At 44.2% G+C, this 15,716-nt stretch carries 16 protein-coding genes; 5 read left to right on the forward strand and 11 right to left on the reverse strand.

Going from position 1 to position 15,716, the window contains the following annotated elements; genetic code table 11:
* The first annotated feature begins 256 nt into the window (after window positions 1-256).
* Window positions 257-625: a hypothetical protein gene (locus SNE26_RS14030; protein WP_321559966.1), complete on the forward strand. Its 369-nt coding sequence runs from the start codon at window positions 257-259 to the stop codon at window positions 623-625.
* A gap of 40 nt (window positions 626-665) precedes the next feature.
* On the opposite strand, the gene SNE26_RS14035 is transcribed toward SNE26_RS14030, so the two are convergent.
* From SNE26_RS14035 to mgrA, 3 genes are all read right to left on the reverse strand, one after another.
* Complete coding sequence (locus SNE26_RS14035) at window positions 666-1,796, reverse strand: AAA family ATPase (protein WP_321559967.1); 1,131 nt, start codon at window positions 1,794-1,796, stop codon at window positions 666-668.
* Window positions 1,765-2,475: an RNA ligase family protein gene (locus SNE26_RS14040; protein ID WP_321559968.1), complete on the reverse strand. Its 711-nt coding sequence runs from the start codon at window positions 2,473-2,475 to the stop codon at window positions 1,765-1,767. The genes SNE26_RS14035 and SNE26_RS14040 overlap by 32 nt, the downstream gene beginning before the upstream one ends.
* 224 nt (window positions 2,476-2,699) lie before the next feature.
* Window positions 2,700-3,695: an L-glyceraldehyde 3-phosphate reductase gene (gene mgrA, locus SNE26_RS14045; protein WP_321559969.1), complete on the reverse strand. Its 996-nt coding sequence runs from the start codon at window positions 3,693-3,695 to the stop codon at window positions 2,700-2,702.
* A gap of 135 nt (window positions 3,696-3,830) precedes the next feature.
* Here mgrA and SNE26_RS14050 point away from each other — a divergent pair, with 135 nt between their 5' ends.
* Window positions 3,831-4,418: a Crp/Fnr family transcriptional regulator gene (locus SNE26_RS14050; RefSeq protein ID WP_321559970.1), complete on the forward strand. Its 588-nt coding sequence runs from the start codon at window positions 3,831-3,833 to the stop codon at window positions 4,416-4,418.
* Between the two features lie 170 nt (window positions 4,419-4,588).
* Here SNE26_RS14050 and SNE26_RS14055 read toward each other — a convergent pair whose 3' ends face one another.
* From SNE26_RS14055 to SNE26_RS14070, 4 genes are all read right to left on the reverse strand, one after another.
* Complete coding sequence (locus SNE26_RS14055) at window positions 4,589-5,437, reverse strand: hypothetical protein (RefSeq protein ID WP_321559971.1); 849 nt, start codon at window positions 5,435-5,437, stop codon at window positions 4,589-4,591.
* Window positions 5,438-5,595: 158 nt separating this feature from the next.
* Entirely contained in the window at window positions 5,596-7,167 is a 1,572-nt protein-coding gene (locus tag SNE26_RS14060; protein WP_321559972.1) for a M56 family metallopeptidase, read from the reverse strand.
* Between the two features lie 15 nt (window positions 7,168-7,182).
* Window positions 7,183-7,584, reverse strand: a complete 402-nt coding sequence (locus tag SNE26_RS14065) for a BlaI/MecI/CopY family transcriptional regulator (RefSeq protein ID WP_321559973.1) — start codon at window positions 7,582-7,584, stop codon at window positions 7,183-7,185.
* Window positions 7,585-7,716: 132 nt separating this feature from the next.
* Window positions 7,717-8,553: a phosphatase PAP2 family protein gene (locus SNE26_RS14070; RefSeq protein WP_321559974.1), complete on the reverse strand. Its 837-nt coding sequence runs from the start codon at window positions 8,551-8,553 to the stop codon at window positions 7,717-7,719.
* Between the two features lie 233 nt (window positions 8,554-8,786).
* Between SNE26_RS14070 and SNE26_RS14075 the strand changes: the two genes are divergently transcribed.
* The gene (locus tag SNE26_RS14075; protein ID WP_321559975.1) at window positions 8,787-10,466 is read left to right on the forward strand and encodes a beta-xylosidase; all 1,680 of its coding nucleotides are present in this window, start codon (window positions 8,787-8,789) and stop codon (window positions 10,464-10,466) included.
* A 187-nt stretch (window positions 10,467-10,653) separates the two neighbouring features.
* On the opposite strand, the gene SNE26_RS14080 is transcribed toward SNE26_RS14075, so the two are convergent.
* The 3 genes from SNE26_RS14080 to SNE26_RS14090 form a co-directional block, all read right to left on the reverse strand.
* A complete protein-coding gene (locus SNE26_RS14080) occupies window positions 10,654-11,190 on the reverse strand; it encodes a hypothetical protein (protein ID WP_321559976.1) in 537 nt (178 codons plus the stop codon).
* Window positions 11,191-11,292: 102 nt separating this feature from the next.
* The gene (locus SNE26_RS14085; RefSeq protein WP_321559977.1) at window positions 11,293-11,853 is read right to left on the reverse strand and encodes a dihydrofolate reductase family protein; all 561 of its coding nucleotides are present in this window, start codon (window positions 11,851-11,853) and stop codon (window positions 11,293-11,295) included.
* 148 nt (window positions 11,854-12,001) lie between these two features.
* Window positions 12,002-13,045, reverse strand: coding sequence for an NAD(P)-dependent alcohol dehydrogenase (locus SNE26_RS14090; RefSeq protein WP_321559978.1), 1,044 nt, complete (start codon window positions 13,043-13,045; stop codon window positions 12,002-12,004).
* A gap of 189 nt (window positions 13,046-13,234) precedes the next feature.
* Here SNE26_RS14090 and SNE26_RS14095 point away from each other — a divergent pair, with 189 nt between their 5' ends.
* Together SNE26_RS14095 and SNE26_RS14100 are read left to right on the forward strand one after the other, a co-directional pair.
* Complete coding sequence (locus SNE26_RS14095) at window positions 13,235-14,026, forward strand: carbon-nitrogen hydrolase family protein (RefSeq protein ID WP_321559979.1); 792 nt, start codon at window positions 13,235-13,237, stop codon at window positions 14,024-14,026.
* Window positions 14,027-14,135: 109 nt separating this feature from the next.
* Window positions 14,136-14,900, forward strand: a complete 765-nt coding sequence (locus tag SNE26_RS14100) for an SDR family oxidoreductase (RefSeq protein ID WP_321559980.1) — start codon at window positions 14,136-14,138, stop codon at window positions 14,898-14,900.
* A gap of 113 nt (window positions 14,901-15,013) precedes the next feature.
* On the opposite strand, the gene SNE26_RS14105 is transcribed toward SNE26_RS14100, so the two are convergent.
* Window positions 15,014-15,715 carry a hypothetical protein gene (locus tag SNE26_RS14105; protein ID WP_321559981.1) on the reverse strand — a complete coding sequence of 234 codons (702 nt, stop codon included), beginning with the start codon at window positions 15,713-15,715 and terminating at the stop codon, window positions 15,014-15,016.
* Window position 15,716 lies beyond the last annotated feature (1 nt).

Genomic DNA, 15,716 nt, shown 5'->3' on the forward strand with positions numbered 1-15,716 from the left:
CCTTAACATTAGCCGCCGAAACAATGCTTTTAATTGTCACTTAAACAATAATATAAACGATCAGATTCCTCCATTACTAAAACAGGTTACCTGGATAAAGCTTATAATCAAGTACTATAAATATTTTCATATCTTTAGTTCCGAATTTATTTAAACTAATGCCCTACAAACCTGGACTTCACATTTTATCTGAATTTACATCCGCTAAATATAACTTATTGTTATCCAGCGCAGAATTGTTTATTATAATGGGGACATGGCTTTTACCACGCTCAACGTGGTATCGCACGGCATCCCGTATATGGCCCTGGTTTGGTTTTATGAGCAGAAAAAATTCACCGGCTGGAAGAGCTACCGAACCCAATTCATGAAAATCACTTTTAGCAAATACGGGGTACTTTCATTTATCGGACTGCTTATTTTGTTTGCTTATGTAGAAGAAGGTCTTTGGGATGGCCTTATCTGGAAAGAGCATGTTTCGGTATTCAGGATCTTTGCAGAGCTGCCATCCATTAAAAGCGATATGCTGCTGGCCTTAACCGTTCCGTTTTTAGCCTTGCCGCAGTCAACCCACTATGTGCTTGATGGCTTTATTTGGCGCATGCGGAAGCAAAAAGAGGCTTAGCATCAGCAAAAGCGCCACCAGAATTGGCGGCGCTTAATTTTCAAATAACTTCGGCCACGCTATAACTAACCTCATGTACCTCCCATAGGGCCGGAACTTCCAGCTTATCAATCAACCTTTCCAAAACAATATCTGGTATAGCTGCTTCGCGGTTCCTGTTTTGTTTTAGCAATTCGCGGTAAGGCACTTCTACATAAATGATTTTTACAGCAGCCTTATAAGTTATGAACAGTTCAACCAATTGCAGGCGCATTTGCCTGGTAATATCAGTAGCATTCCAGATAAAGCTTTTTTGCTTTCTTAAAAATACCCTGGCTTGCTCCTTAGCTTCTTGGATCACCATGCCATTACCACTTTTATCAGTAGGCGAGATAGCTCGTGCCACACGGATATCATCAAGCGATACAACCGGCAGATCCGGGTAGTGCTTTTGGATATACGTGTTTTTACCTGCTCCCGGTAGGCCACTCATCAATATTACTTCAGCGCCAGGCTGCTCAAACGGTACGTAATCGGAGTAAGCGTTTTCATGCTGCATATAATACATTTTCGCCTCGTTGGTTGCAAAGTTGCGGGCAGTACCCCAGCAGCTTTGTTCGCGACAGAAAGCTTCAAAACAATCTATTTTATAAAGCATTTCATCCTGATCGGTACAGATCCTCCCTAATACATCGGCACGGGCAAGCAATGCTAACCACTGGGTATTAACCTCCATGCTTGCTATAGTGAGTGCTTTTGCCGGATCGAGCTTCTCAAAAACCCAAAGTGGTAGTCCGTGATACCTTACCAGGGAAACCACCTGCTCACGTACAGTAAAAGACGCCGGCGCTTCCCGGTAAAGGATCTGCCTTGCAGTCATAGCTCCTTTGCGGGCATGTCCGTTTGAGGTGATCCGGCCATCGGGTTCAATTACAGTAGTGCTGTACTTTTCAACATCGTGCAGCAATGCAGCAGCCCAAAGGATCTCCTGTTCCTGTGCCAATAATTGCTGGTAAGCCGGCTGCGCCATCAGCGCCTCCAACACCATTTTGGTATGGATAGCCACATTGCCTTCGGCATGATAGATGGCATCCTGGGGTACATTCTCCATCCGTTTTATCCAATCAAAACGAGTTTCAAGATATGCCCAGTCTTTATTTTCAGTAATGGTCCACATAGGTACCTCCTTCATTTTTTAAAGGTGCACGTTTCCAACTGCGTGTCCAGTGCTGGTCAGTTTTAACGTGCCCTTTTCGTACATATTTAAATACGTTATGTGCAAAATCATTCACTGCATAACCATCCGCATTTCGGGTGACTATTCCTTCGATGGTTGCAGGCTGTCCGTGCTGTACATCATAAGGATCTAAAGTTCCCCTTCCTTTGGTAAGTGCCAAAACCTCCTGCTCAAATACAGATTGTTCGGAAGGCCGCTGAACTATTCCCATTTCGGGTGCGGTTGGCAGCCCTATCATTGCTGCATAAAATTTAGTCTCTTCCCAGCTTAGCCAACGGTCATGTTCACGGATGCCAAAAACATAAAAATGATGTTCAAGGTTCCGGTATTCGATGGAATGGATGGCGTAAAGATTTTCAAGAAAGATCTCCAAATTGCCCAGATCATTTTTGATCATTTGCCAAAACCTGCGGATGCTTTCAGTCCAGGCAGAAATCGTTGGCGCCGCGTGCGAACGTGCAAAAACACCGTATCGCGATAAACAGTTATTCTCTCCATCCAGCTTTTCGGTATGGATAAGCGTGGGTATTTTTTGTATATGTTGCCAATAGTCGTGCTGTATCCTGTCGTCGCTGGTTGTACCCGGCGAAAACGGATAATGATACGTACGACCATATTTTTGTGATATAGCCATGTTGTAAAATTTTAATTAAAAGAAATAGAAATTCACCTCCTCCCCTGGGATGGGGAGGCTCATTAAATGTTTATGCTAATGAGATTACATGGCTCTAATTTTTGAGAGTTTTCCTTGTTATTGGTGCAAAGGTAATAAACTGGCTATTAATTCAAAACAAAAAGCCTCCGGTTTACACCGAAGGCTTACAACAAATGATCACGCTATTTCGAAATTGGTTAGTTTTAAGCCAGTATATGATTGATCAACTTCAGCTCTTCATCCGTAAATGAAGTATTAGCCAAACAACCGATAGAGTCAGTAACCTGCTCAGGTTTGCTTGCGCCGATCAATACAGAAGTAATGCGCTTATCTTTCAGGATCCACGATAACGCCATCTGCGCCAGGTTTTGACCGCGCTGCAGGGCAAGTTCATTCAGTTTTGCGGCTTTGGCTATGTTTTGCTCAGTTATCGCATCTTCGTCAATAGCACCGTTACCACGGTGAGCAGCGGCCCTTGAGCCCTCAGGAATACCTTTCAGGTACTTATTAGTTAATAAACCTTGTGCCAGCGGTGAGAACGGGATACAGCCAATGCCTTTATCTTCCAGCACATCAAGCAAACCACCTTCAACCCACCTGTCGAACATGGAATATTTAGGCTGATGGATGAGGCATGGCGTGCCTAGTTCTTTCAATACGGCAACGGCTTTTTCGGTTTCGGAAGCGCTGTAGCTTGAGATCCCAACATACAAAGCTTTGCCCTGGCGTACTATCAGGTCCAGTGCACCCATGGTTTCTTCAATAGGGGTTTCGGGATCAGGGCGATGGTGATAGAAAATATCTACATAATCAAGCCCCATCCGTTTAAGGCTTTGATCCAAACTGGCTACCAGGTATTTTTTTGAGCCCCAGTCACCATACGGACCTTCCCACATGCCCCATCCAGCTTTGCTCGAAATAATCAACTCATCGCGATAGTTTTTAAAGTCGTCCTTAAAAATACGGCCGAAAGTTTCCTCGGCTGATCCTGCCGGTGGACCGTAATTATTGGCGAGGTCAAAATGGGTAATGCCTTTATCAAAGGCCAAACGTAAAATATTGCGGGCATTCTCCAGGCTGTCGATACCACCGAAGTTATGCCATAAGCCAAGCGATACTGCAGGCAGTTTTAAGCCGCTGTTACCGCAACGGCGGTATTCCATATCCTGATAACGGTTTTGATTGGGTAGATAGGTCATATTTGATCAATAAAAAATTAGATGGTGTAAAATTGATTTATCTATCCTAAAAATCCATTGAACTGGGACAAGAAATGAAATTATTTACCGGCCAATATTTGCAGGTATGGTCATAACCGGGCTTATATTTGAACCATGTTTCAAAATATCAATAATTACGCAGCACGATCGGTTAATTTAACTGCCGAAGAAACAACGCTGTTTAATGAGCTATTGGAATACCGTAAAGTACCCAAAAAGACCCGCCTGCTTGCCGCCGGCGATATCTGCAACTTTGAAGCCTACGTAAACAAAGGCTGTATCCGCGAATATATTATTGATGAGAATGGCGCAGAAGTGACCCTGCAATTTGCGGTTGAAGACTGGTGGGTAAGCGACCTGGCCAGTTTCCAGGATCAAAGTCCCTGCACCATGTACATTGAAACCCTGGAAGATTGTGAACTGCTCATCCTCACCCGCGATTCAAAAGAGCGCCTGTTAACTGAAGTGCCCAAGCTGGAACGCATGTTCAGGCTCATGCTGCAAAGGCACCTTACAGTAATTCAGAAACGGCTATTTAAAACCATCTCCACCACAGCTATGGAAAAATACCTGGAGTTTATTAATCGTTACCCCAATATTCCGCAAAGAGTGCCGCAACATTATATAGCTTCATATCTGGGTATTTCGCCCGAGTTTTTGAGTAAATTAAGGGCGAGGAATTTGAAAAAGCAAGAAAATTGACTTATGCTCTGCTCTTTATATACGTTAACGAACGCATTAATATAAAGCGTCATTACGAAGCAATCCCCGATGAGCAGAGCCGCTCTGTAAAGTTTGGGATTGCTTCGTACCTCGCAATAACGCTTTCGTTTGCCGTTAACTATTTTCAAATTATAGCGTCTGCGTTATACCTAATCCCTATGGATATGTAACCCATTAAACTGCCTTTTACCATTTTCATAACTGGTATTGCCTTGGGCAAAGCGCGGATATTTTGCACTATATTTTTTAAATACGCTTTCAGGCTGTTTTTTACCGTTTACGATCATTTCCTCTGCGTTAAATGAAAGTTCATGTAACCCATCTTCATTCGGGATGATATGATCGGTCACCATATCGCTGATCATCAGTTTTAATTGGCGCTGGTCTTCGGCGGCTATTGCCTGATCTTTTTTGGCCTGGATCTGATCTAAGTGAGCCTGTTCCTGATCACGTTTGGCTTGTTCCTGATCACGGGCAGCTTGCTCCTGATCGTGTTTGGCTGCTTGCTGATCTTTTGCAGCTTGTTCCTGGTCATGCTTTGCCTGCACCTGGTCACGTTCGGCTTGCTCCTGGTCAAGTTTTGCATGGGCCTGTTCGCGGCTCGCTTGCTCCTGGTCGCGCTTTGCCTGCTGCTGATCACGGCGGGCTTGTTCCTGGTCAAGTTTAGCCTGGGCCTGATCTTTTTTAGCCTGGATCCGGTCTTTCCTGATCTGCTCGCGGATGGCGGCAATAGCTGTACTGTATTCGCCCCATTTGGTTGACGGGATAATTTCGCCGTCAACAGCCAAAGCCAACAGCTTGTTGTTTGCCAGCTCCATTTGGTAAGTTTTTCCTTTCCAGGTAGTTTGGATACGTTCGCGCCCCTTACCATCAAAGGTATCATAATTGTTATATGCTGCATAGGCTGTTCTTTTTGCCGGCTTTTGGGCGTTTGCTGCGGTTGTTAATGCCGTTGCTGCAATCAGCAAAAGGGCACTTCTTAAATAATTGGTTTTCATTTTTCTGTTGATTTAAAGGTTAAAAATTGGGCAATAGCTTTCCCTTCTGCCCAGGGACAGTTTAAAAATTGATAATTACAAATTGCGATTATTACATAGTCCGGCCTATAAAACAGGGTGCACTCCTGTCTTACAAACCAAATAAGAAAATTAACTGCTTAATCCTGAACGCTTGCTTTACTCCTTATAGGTGCTGTTTTTTGATTATTTGCCTGTGACTGATCCTTTACCGCCTGCACCTGATCCCGCTTAGCTTGTATCTGATCCCTTTCTGCCTGTTCCTGGTCAAGTTTGGCCTGGGCCTGATCACGCATGGCCTGCTCCTGATCACGGCGCGCTTGTTCCTGATCTATTTTGGCGTGCTCCTGGTCGCGTTTGGCTTGTTCCTGTTCCCGGTTAAACTGAGCTTTATCAGCTAAGGTCTGCCGGTTTTCCTGTTCGGCCCGCTGCTTCGCTGCCAATGCGTCACGCTCAACCACCTCCTGCGGAGAAACAGCCCCGGCATTAGCCATAACTACATTTTCCTTTGGATAGGTACGCTTCTGAATATCGGCAACGTATTTGCTTTTTAGGCGCTTTGGTTTCCCGGCCTGTTTTACCGTTACTGTGGATTGCACGCCGGCTGGTTGCATCGCTCGCTGTTTCTGTTTGTATATATGGGGACTGCTGTTATCCGGATAATTAATTTTCCTGATCTGTGCAATGGCGGCAGTAGCTATGATGGCCGAAAAGATGATAACTCCGCCTATCAAAAATGCCCTCTCGCCCGAGGTTACTGCTTTGTTTTTATTCCCCAGGATGCGACTTACCCTTTGCAGCAGCTGATTTTTTTTGCCAGGAAATGCAACCGCATAACTCGAGCCGTAAAGCGAATGTTCTTTAAAGCTGATAAGTGCCTGTATAAACTCCCGCTTATTTTTTGTTTGTGCTATAGCAATATCATCGCAGCAGTTTTCCCGCTCGTCTCGCAGCAGGGCCGAAATCCATAACAAACCCGGATTGAAGAAAAATACAGTTTCGGTAACAGTTTGTAAAAAATTAACAATATAATCGTGCCTGCGGATGTGGGCCAGTTCATGCAACACTACCGCTTCGACCTGCTCGGGCGGTAAACCGGACAGTAAACCTGCCGGGATCAGGATAACCGGCTTCAGGTGCCCTATAACCATGGGCATTTTTACAAAACCCGATTCCAGCAGCCGTACGGCCCGCTTCAATTGCAGCTTTTCGCAAAGCAGCTCAACCCTGTTTTTCCAGTAACCAGCCGGTTCAGACACATCCCTGTGCTTAGCAGTATGGATAAACATGAGCCCCCGCATCATCCTTACTGAGCGGAACAGGAAAAACACAAACCATAGCAGTACCACCATTGGTGCATTGGCAGTAAAATAACCGATACAGATATTGGCAAAATTTCGGACCCCATCGGCATTAAGCTTTAATAAAGCCGATGCCCTGCTCCCTATGACATCACCAAACTGTACCATATTTTGCTGCGGATGCTTACTCCACTCCCAGGTAAAAGTGAACAGGCAGGCGCCAACAAACAGTAAAAACTGTACAAGTACCAGGTTGTACCTTACTGCCGCGCTTGCTTTTTTGGTAAGCAGCATCACCACCGCGCTCATAACCGACAACAACAAACCCTGCCATAGTGAATGGATCAGCATCCAGCTAAAAGCCTGTATCAGGCTGTGGGAAATGGCGTTGGAGTTAAGGAGCAGGTACATATCTGTAAAGTTTAATTATTGATCGTCCATGTTTTTGAGCAGCTCTTTTATTTTTTTGAGTTCTTCGGCCGATGTTTTGTCGTTACCCAACAGGGCTACCATCAAATCGCTCGGCGAACCGTTATACATTGAATCAACAAAGCGGCCAAGCATATTACCTTTCACTTTGTCTTCCTCAACCGCGGCGCTGTAAACGTGCTTCATATTGGTTTCATCACGTTCAAGCATTCCCTTCTCTTTCATTACCTGCATCAGCTTAAGGGTACTGGTGTAAATTACCGCTTCCTTTTGTTCATTAAGCTTATCATGCACAAACCGCACTGTTGATGGGCCGTACTGCCATAACACCTGCAATACATCCATTTCGGTTTTTGTGGGCGTTACATCAGCGGGAATATCCTTCTTAAACAAACTCATAAACCAAAGGTATGTATTAAAAACGTACGTTGCAATAACCAAGTTGTTTTTTATTGAAAAAAATTCAGCCATAACAAAAACAACCACCCTAATACTAAGGTGGTTGTACGTTATAAATAATAAGATCAGTTTTTAAAAACTCTTCGCAAAGGTTAAACCAACCTTGCCATCCTGGTAAGTTGGCAATAATAAGGAGTTATTGTTTTTGCCCTTTTCGTTGCCTCCGCGAAATACACCGTTACGGATAAGCGGGTACAGGTAATAAGCCGCTTTGGTTGAAAGAATACCAAAACCGGCCCCCGCTATGATATCACTAAACCAGTGCTTGTTGTTATACACTCGTAAAATAGCTGTAGCGGTAGCAAAACCATAACCAACGCCGCCGTATATGGGCGAACGATCCCCATATTCCTGGGCCATAAACTCGGCAGAAACAAAGGCGTTACCGGTATGGCCTGAAGGAAACGAAAACTTATCTGAACCATCGGGCCTCGTCCTGTGGGTAACGCGTTTTAAACCGAAAGTGGTGCCGGCAAATATGGCTTCAGAAAGCACCAGCAGCATGGTGCGGTCAATAAATGTATTTTTACCATGAACACCGGCCAGGTTCAGCGCATACACCGATACAATTGGCGCGTATTGAAGGTAATTATCCATCTTGGTATGAAAGCCGGGATGATCAGTAGTTAAATCATCATGCACACTATAGTCAAGATTTCGAATCACTTTTATCTTTAGCGATAGCAGACCATAAGTAATAAAAGCTGCCGGCGGTATATATGATGGAAACTTACTTTGAAGATGTTTGACTGTATCGGGCAAAGTCAGGATATTCCTGGCAGAGTCTTTTTGCAAAGAGTCCTTTTTTACCGCATCTTTTTGTAATGTATCCTTAACCTGGGCATATGATGGCAGCGAGAACGAAGCTGCCAATAGCATCGAAATAAAATAAAACCTGAACTTTTGCAAAGAATCCCCCTTATTAAGCGCTGATAAAATACAATTATACAGTTCAATTCTGTATAATTTCTGAAGCACGTAAACAATAAATTAACACGCTGTTAACGTAAATTACATCCAATATGTTATACGTCATTTCAAATTGATTTTAAGGCCTGTCTTTCATTTTAATTGTCCTTTTAACAATAAATAAAAATACCTATGTTTGATCTGTACTCCTTATAAACCACCAAACTACCTCAATGAAGATCATCAAACTTATCCCCTGCCTTTTATTATTTGCTGGCAGCCGTATTCTTGCCCAAGAACGGGCCAATATCACCATAAGCCTACAGGATAAAGTTGGCGATATGTACCCCTTTTGGGCGTGGTTTGGCCACGATGAGCCTAACTATACCTACATGAAGGATGGTCGTAAACTCCTGTCGGAGTTGGCCGCCTTGAGCCCCGTACCGGTGCGCATGCGGGTTCATAACCTGCTTACCAGCGGCGATGGAACAGCGGCACTGAAATGGGGATCGACCAATGCTTATACTGAAGATCCAAACGGCAAACCTGTTTATAACTGGCACCTGGTAGATAGTATATTTGATACTTACATTAAACTGGGCATGAAACCTTATGCCCAGATAGGTTTTATGCCCGAGGCCTTGTCAACCCATCCCAAGCCTTATCGTCATTACTGGAAACCTGGCGATAACTATGATGATGTTTACACCGGCTGGGCGTATCCACCCAAAGATTATAACAAATGGGAAGAACTTGTTTATCAGTGGGTAAAGCATTGCGTACAGCGCTACGGCAAGGCCGAGGTTGAAAGCTGGTACTGGGAGGTTTGGAACGAGCCAAACATAGGCTACTGGAAAGGGACGATGCAGGAGTTCTTTAAACTATACGATTACGCCGCACATGGCGTAAAACGGGCACTGCCAACAGCACACGTTGGCGGACCGGAAGTTGCAGGTGGCTCAAGCCCCGGCGGGATGAAGTTTTTGAACGCCTTTATTAAACATTGCATTGCTGACACCAATTATGCAACAGGCAAAATAGGCTCACCTGTTGATGTGATCTCTTTCCATGCTAAAGGGCAGCCTACGCTGGTCAATGGCCGGGTGCGCATGAATATGGCGCCGCAGATCCGTGATATCAGGGAAGGGTTTAAAATTGTAGCATCATACCCCGAAACTAAAAACACGCCAATAGTTATAGGCGAATCGGACCCGGAAGGTTGCGCAGCCTGCGGTATGGCTACCAATCCGTCAAATGCTTATCGTAACGGCACTATGTACTCAAGCTATACAGCAGCTTCCATAGCCCGCGAATACCAACTGGCCGATTCCTTAGGTGTAAACTTTATGGGCTCGGTATCCTGGTCGTTTGAGTTTGAAAACCAGCCCTGGTTTTATGGTTTCCGCGATCTGGCTACCAATGGTGTTGATAAGCCGGTACTCAACGTTTTCCGGATGCTTGGGATGATGAAGGGTAAACGCCTGAAGGTAACCAGCGACCAAATGTATTCGCTTAAAACCGTAGCCGATTCAAGCATCAGGGGAAATAATACAGATATCGGTGCTTTGGCAGCCGCAGATAAAAAAGAAATGACCGTATTGCTGTGGAACTACCATGACAATGACCTGCATAATGCAGGAAAAACCGTAAAGATCAGGATAGAACATCTGCCACCAACCTTTGTAAAACTAACTCAATACCGCATTGATGATGAGCATAGCAACGCCTACGAAGTGTGGAAAAAGATGGGTTCACCGCAAAGTCCTACAGCTGCGCAAATTAAAGAGCTTGAAAAATCGGGGCAATTACAACAGTTTGGCAAACCGGTTACACTACCGGCTAAATCAGGGCTGTCTGGTGCCACTGTATTGTTACCAAGGCAGGGTGTGGCCCTTTTAAAGTTTAGCTGGTAAGTTAAACTTATCAATTGCCCTGGCTGGCATAATTTTAATAGATAGTTAACATCTGATCCTAAATCAGGATAGCATAATAACCGTTAACCCTGAAAACAAATAAAAACCCTCCTCCTGCAAAAACAGGAAGAGGGTCAGCATAATCAACGCAACAGGGTGAGTGGGTTGGTCAAAATTTCATAAAACCTTATAAAGCAAATCCGTAAGCTAAACGCAGGCCAACCATACCGAAATGGTCCTGGTTAGCGCCCGAAAAGTTTTCATAGCGTACACTTACATCCCAGGTTTTATTGGCCCAGCCTATACCAGGCGAAAGATCAAGCCTGTGCGGGCCCCAGCCTTCTTCCAGTTTTTCGTAAGCGATACCAGCTTCGCCGGCAACATATACACTTGGTACAAAAAACTCCTTGAAACCGAATTTAATAGGGATTTCACCATAGCTTTGATAGCGTTTGCCTGTAACCGGATTTTTTTTAGGAAAAAAATGATATCCGCCCATAGTATAAGTAAGCGCAAAACTATTGCTTATACCATATTGCAAACGGGCTGTACCACCTAATGTAAAAGTAGTGCCAATTTTTGCTACACCTGTAGGCAAGCCGGTTTCAATTCCTAAACCTAAACGGAACGCATTTGCAGGAGTAGTTTGCGCTTTTACCGTATTTGAAAAAAACAGTGTTCCTGTCACAAGGGCCGCTGCTGTTAACTTTGATAGTAATTTCATGTTTGATATTTTGTGTACATAATGATTACTACCATTTTAGCAAAGGCGTTGCCTCAGGTTGCAGATTTTTTTATAACGGCAAAGGGATCTACCTGCAAAACACTACTCTTTTATATAATGCACCCCAACAACACCATCGGCAAAAGTTGTGCTTTTTTCCAGTTTGAGCTTTATTTCCGTATTTGGAAACAGCGGAACACCGGCGCCGAGCACAATTGGGTTTATAAACAGCCAAAATTCATCAACCAAACCTTCCTGCATCAAATAACGCGCAAGGCCGGGGCTGCCAAACATGATAATCTCGCCGCCTTCCTGTTTTTTGAGGTCTGAAATCTGCGACTTTACGTCATCACTGATAAATTTAATCTTATCGGTATTTTGCTTGGCAGCAGTTTCAGACACCACATACTTAAGTGTATTATTATACCATGTAGCGTGTTCAATAGTATGCTTTGAGGGGTTTGGCCCATCGGCCGCTGTTGGCCAGTAGGCATCCATCATTTCAAAGGTTTTACGGCCATATAGGGCAATATCAGCTACCTGTGTGCGGGCGTTGGCATACTCAAATAGCTCACTGCTCACTTTGATCCAGTCCATAGCGCCATCAGCGCGGGCAACCATACCATCAAGCGAAATGTGCATAAACAATACTAAGTTTCTCATAATATCAGTGGTTATATTTTATATATCAAAATTAAACCGGTATCCCATTGTATGCAGGGGGCTAAAGCGACTTTTAAAGGGTGTAAATATGACTATAGTAAAAAGGCCATGCTCCCGCACGGCCTTCTCTTACCAATGATAAATTACATTACAAAGTAGCCATATCAATTACAAACCTGTAACGCACATCGCCTTTTTCCATACGGTCATAAGCGGTTTGAATATCCTTGATATCAATCATTTCAATATCCGAAACAATGTTGTTTTCGGCACAGAAATCAAGCATCTCCTGGGTTTCTTTAATGCCGCCAATTCCTGAACCAGCTAAGCTTTTACGGCCACCCAATAAGCTGAAGGCAGCAATCTGTGCTGGCTTAGGCGGTACGCCTACGCAAATATGAACGCCATCGGTACGTAATAATGACAGGTACATGTTAAAGTCATGCTCGGCCGATACGGTATCCAAAATAAAATCGAATGAATTTTTAGCTGCTTCAACCTGTTTTGGATCGGTAGTTACCACAAAATGGTGAGCACCTAATTTTTTAGCGTCTTCTTCTTTCTTAGGCGATGTACTTAATACGGTAACATCGGCACCAAAGGCAACACCAAATTTAACCGCCATGTGGCCTAAGCCACCCAAGCCAAGCACAGCCAGCTTATGGCCTTTGCCTACTTTCCAGTGCCTTAACGGCGAGTAAGTGGTGATACCGGCGCATAACAGCGGGGCAACAGCGGCAAGATCAACACCTTCTTTTAAGTGCAGCACAAAATCCTCATTAACAACAATGGTGTTTGAGTAACCACCGTAAGTAGGTGTTTTATGATCCTGCTCAAGACCGTTATAAGTTTGTGAATTGCCATTGAGGCAATATTGTTCCAAATCGCGTTTACAGTTTTCGCATACACGGCATGAGTCAACCAAACAGCCGGTAGCGGCAAGGTCGCCAACTTTAAAACCTTTTACATGCTCGCCAACTTTAACTACGCGGCCAACAATTTCGTGTCCGGGTACCATTGGAAAAATGCCGGGGAACCAGTCATTTTTGATCTGGTGCAAGTCGGAGTGGCAAACGCCGCAGTACAAAATATCAAACTGCACGTCGTGGGCACCAACTTCGCGCCTCTCAAAAGTCCAGGGAGCAAGCGGTGTGGTTTCACTTTGCGCAGCATACGCTTTTGTTTCAATCATAGTAGTAAATGTTAAGTAGTGTGAATGATGATTTATTGAATTTGGAGAGGATCTCCATAACAAATGTACAATGATATTTCACAAATATTACCCCGCCGTGGCGTTGAAATAAAAAAACTGACACTTGAATGGATATTATTAACCACAGATAAAAGCAATCGTTTAATTTAGCATATAGATTAACATTGCATGAAAATAGCCATTGCCACTCCCCCTTTCCCAAAATCAATTAATGATGGTTTACAACAAGCTGAAAAACTGATTGAGGATGCAGCATCGCAACAGGCAGAGGTTATCTGCTTCCCTGAATCATACATACCGGGATATCCGGGTATGATAGCTGATCCCGAACCAACATCACCGGTAATATTGCAATCGGCATTGGATGAAGTGTGCAGGATGGCAGCTAAAAATAATATAGCAGTAATTATGCCCATGGATTGGTACAGCGAAGGCGGGCTTTTAAACGTCGCACATATAATATCCAAAACCGGCGATATACTTGGCTATCAAACCAAAAACCAGTTAGATCCCTCGGAAGATGCGATTTGGGTTCCGGGCAGCCAACGTAGTATTTTTGAAATAAATGGATTAAAACTTGGCGTTACCATTTGTCACGAAGGGTTCCGTTATCCCGAATCTGTGCGATGGGCGGCACGTGCTGGCGCACATATTGTTTTCCACCCGCATTTTTCGGGCAGTAATACTGATGGTGTATTGCTTACCGAATGGGGCAGTATGGCAAACCCTTATTATGAAAAGGCTATGATGATGCGCGCTTTGGAAAATACCATCTATTTTGCCAGTTCAAACTACGGTTCGCTTTACCCCGAATCGGCAAGCTCAGTTATAGCACCGGATGGCACTTGTTTAGCTTACCAGGCCTATGGAACAACAGGCGTAATTGTAGTTGATATTGATACAGAAAAGGCTACCGGCTACTTAGCCAAAAGGTTTAAGCCGAAGTTATATAACTATTAAAATCAACCAGCTTATCAATCCATTATTTGAATTTTGCAAATAATGGATTGATTTGTTGAAACACCTGCCCTCCTATCCGTTTTACTTTTGTACTATAAATAACAAGAAAATGGAAAACAAAAATAAGATTGCTATAGTAACCGGCGGCAGCCGCGGATTAGGCAAGGATATGGCCTTAAGGCTTGCTGAAAAAGGCATCGACGTTATCTTAACTTATAACACCAATGCCGATGAAGCAGCGAAAGTTGTTAATTTAATTGAACAAAGCGGCGCAAAGGCTGCAGCGTTACAACTAAATACAGGAGTAATTAAAAGCTTTGATGCCTTTGCAGAAAAGCTCCGCCGGGTATTAACTGATAAATTTAAAACCAACCATATTGATTTCCTGATCAATAATGCCGGGCAAGGTGGCTACAGCGCTATCCCCGATGTTACCGAAGAGTTTTTTGACGACCTATTGAATGTTCACTTTAAAGGCATATACTTTTTAACTCAAAAGTTGCTCCCGTTGATAAACGATGGCGGCGGTATTGTGAATGTTTCGTCCGGGTTGACACGTGTATCGGTACCCGGCTCTTCCGCTTACGCTTCAATGAAGGGCGCTGTGGAGACTTTCACCCGTTACCTGGCTAAAGAGCTTGGAGGCAGGGGCATCCGGGCTAATGTGGTTGCCCCCGGAGCTATTATGACTGATTTTGGCGATGGCCATTTGCGTAACAGCGAGGAGCTGCAAAAAATGGTGAGCAGCGTAACAGCCTTGGGCAGGCCCGGTGTTCCGGAAGATATCGGCGGCGTTGTTGCCTTTCTGTGTACAGAGGATGCACGTTGGGTAAACGCTCAACGCATTGAGGCTTCGGGCGGGATGTTTGTTTAAGTAACAAAATTTGATTGGTCGGGTGTCTCGTTGGGTTAATGAGACACCCTTTTTATTATGGGACTAACCCTGTGCTACCGAAGACTCAATTATACATCTCCACAAACAGGAATTTATTTTAATATTTCCAATATTACAATCACCGCGTTATTACTCAGCGCTTCCAGATCGGCTTCTTTCAACTGCCACAGCGCCAATCCGTCACGCTCATGCATCAGGCGGCCCTGCAGCTCAAAAGCCCCTGTAAGCACAAATGCGTAAAACAACGATTTATTGTTTTGAAGTTGATAAAGGGCGTCTACCCTCCCGCCAAATACTCCGATATGCAATCGAAACGGATGCATTCCGCTGGTGGGGATCAGGTCAATCAGTTCATTTTGCCTGTTGGCAATATCAAATTTAAAAACCGTATCGCGCGGCAGATTTATAACCTCATCATCCTTTAACTGTAAATAAATGTAATTGATCCAATCGCTTTTATAAAGATTGGTTAATTCAAGCCGCTCACCGGCAGTTGCATACCCCGCAAACACCTCTCCAACATCAATCAAACGGATATCTCCATTTGCCCTTTTTAATAATACTTCGCCGGTCACCGGCATTAAAACAAACCAGCCGGGGTTTTCGACAGCAATATCAATTGAACTACCACCCGCCAGCATTTCATCATTCCATACCTCCAGCCTGCCAAAGGGTTTACGATGCTCATTAAAGTAGTTACCATAGTTAAAACTGCTGTAACGCCTCAGGGTTGGGGTCTTCGTGAAACCTCTTTGGTCGGCTAAGTGTATTTGTCCCGGTGAAATCTTTTCCATT

It is taken from the genome of Mucilaginibacter sp. cycad4 (assembly GCF_034263275.1).
In the GTDB taxonomy this organism is placed as follows: Bacteria; Bacteroidota; Bacteroidia; order Sphingobacteriales; family Sphingobacteriaceae; genus Mucilaginibacter.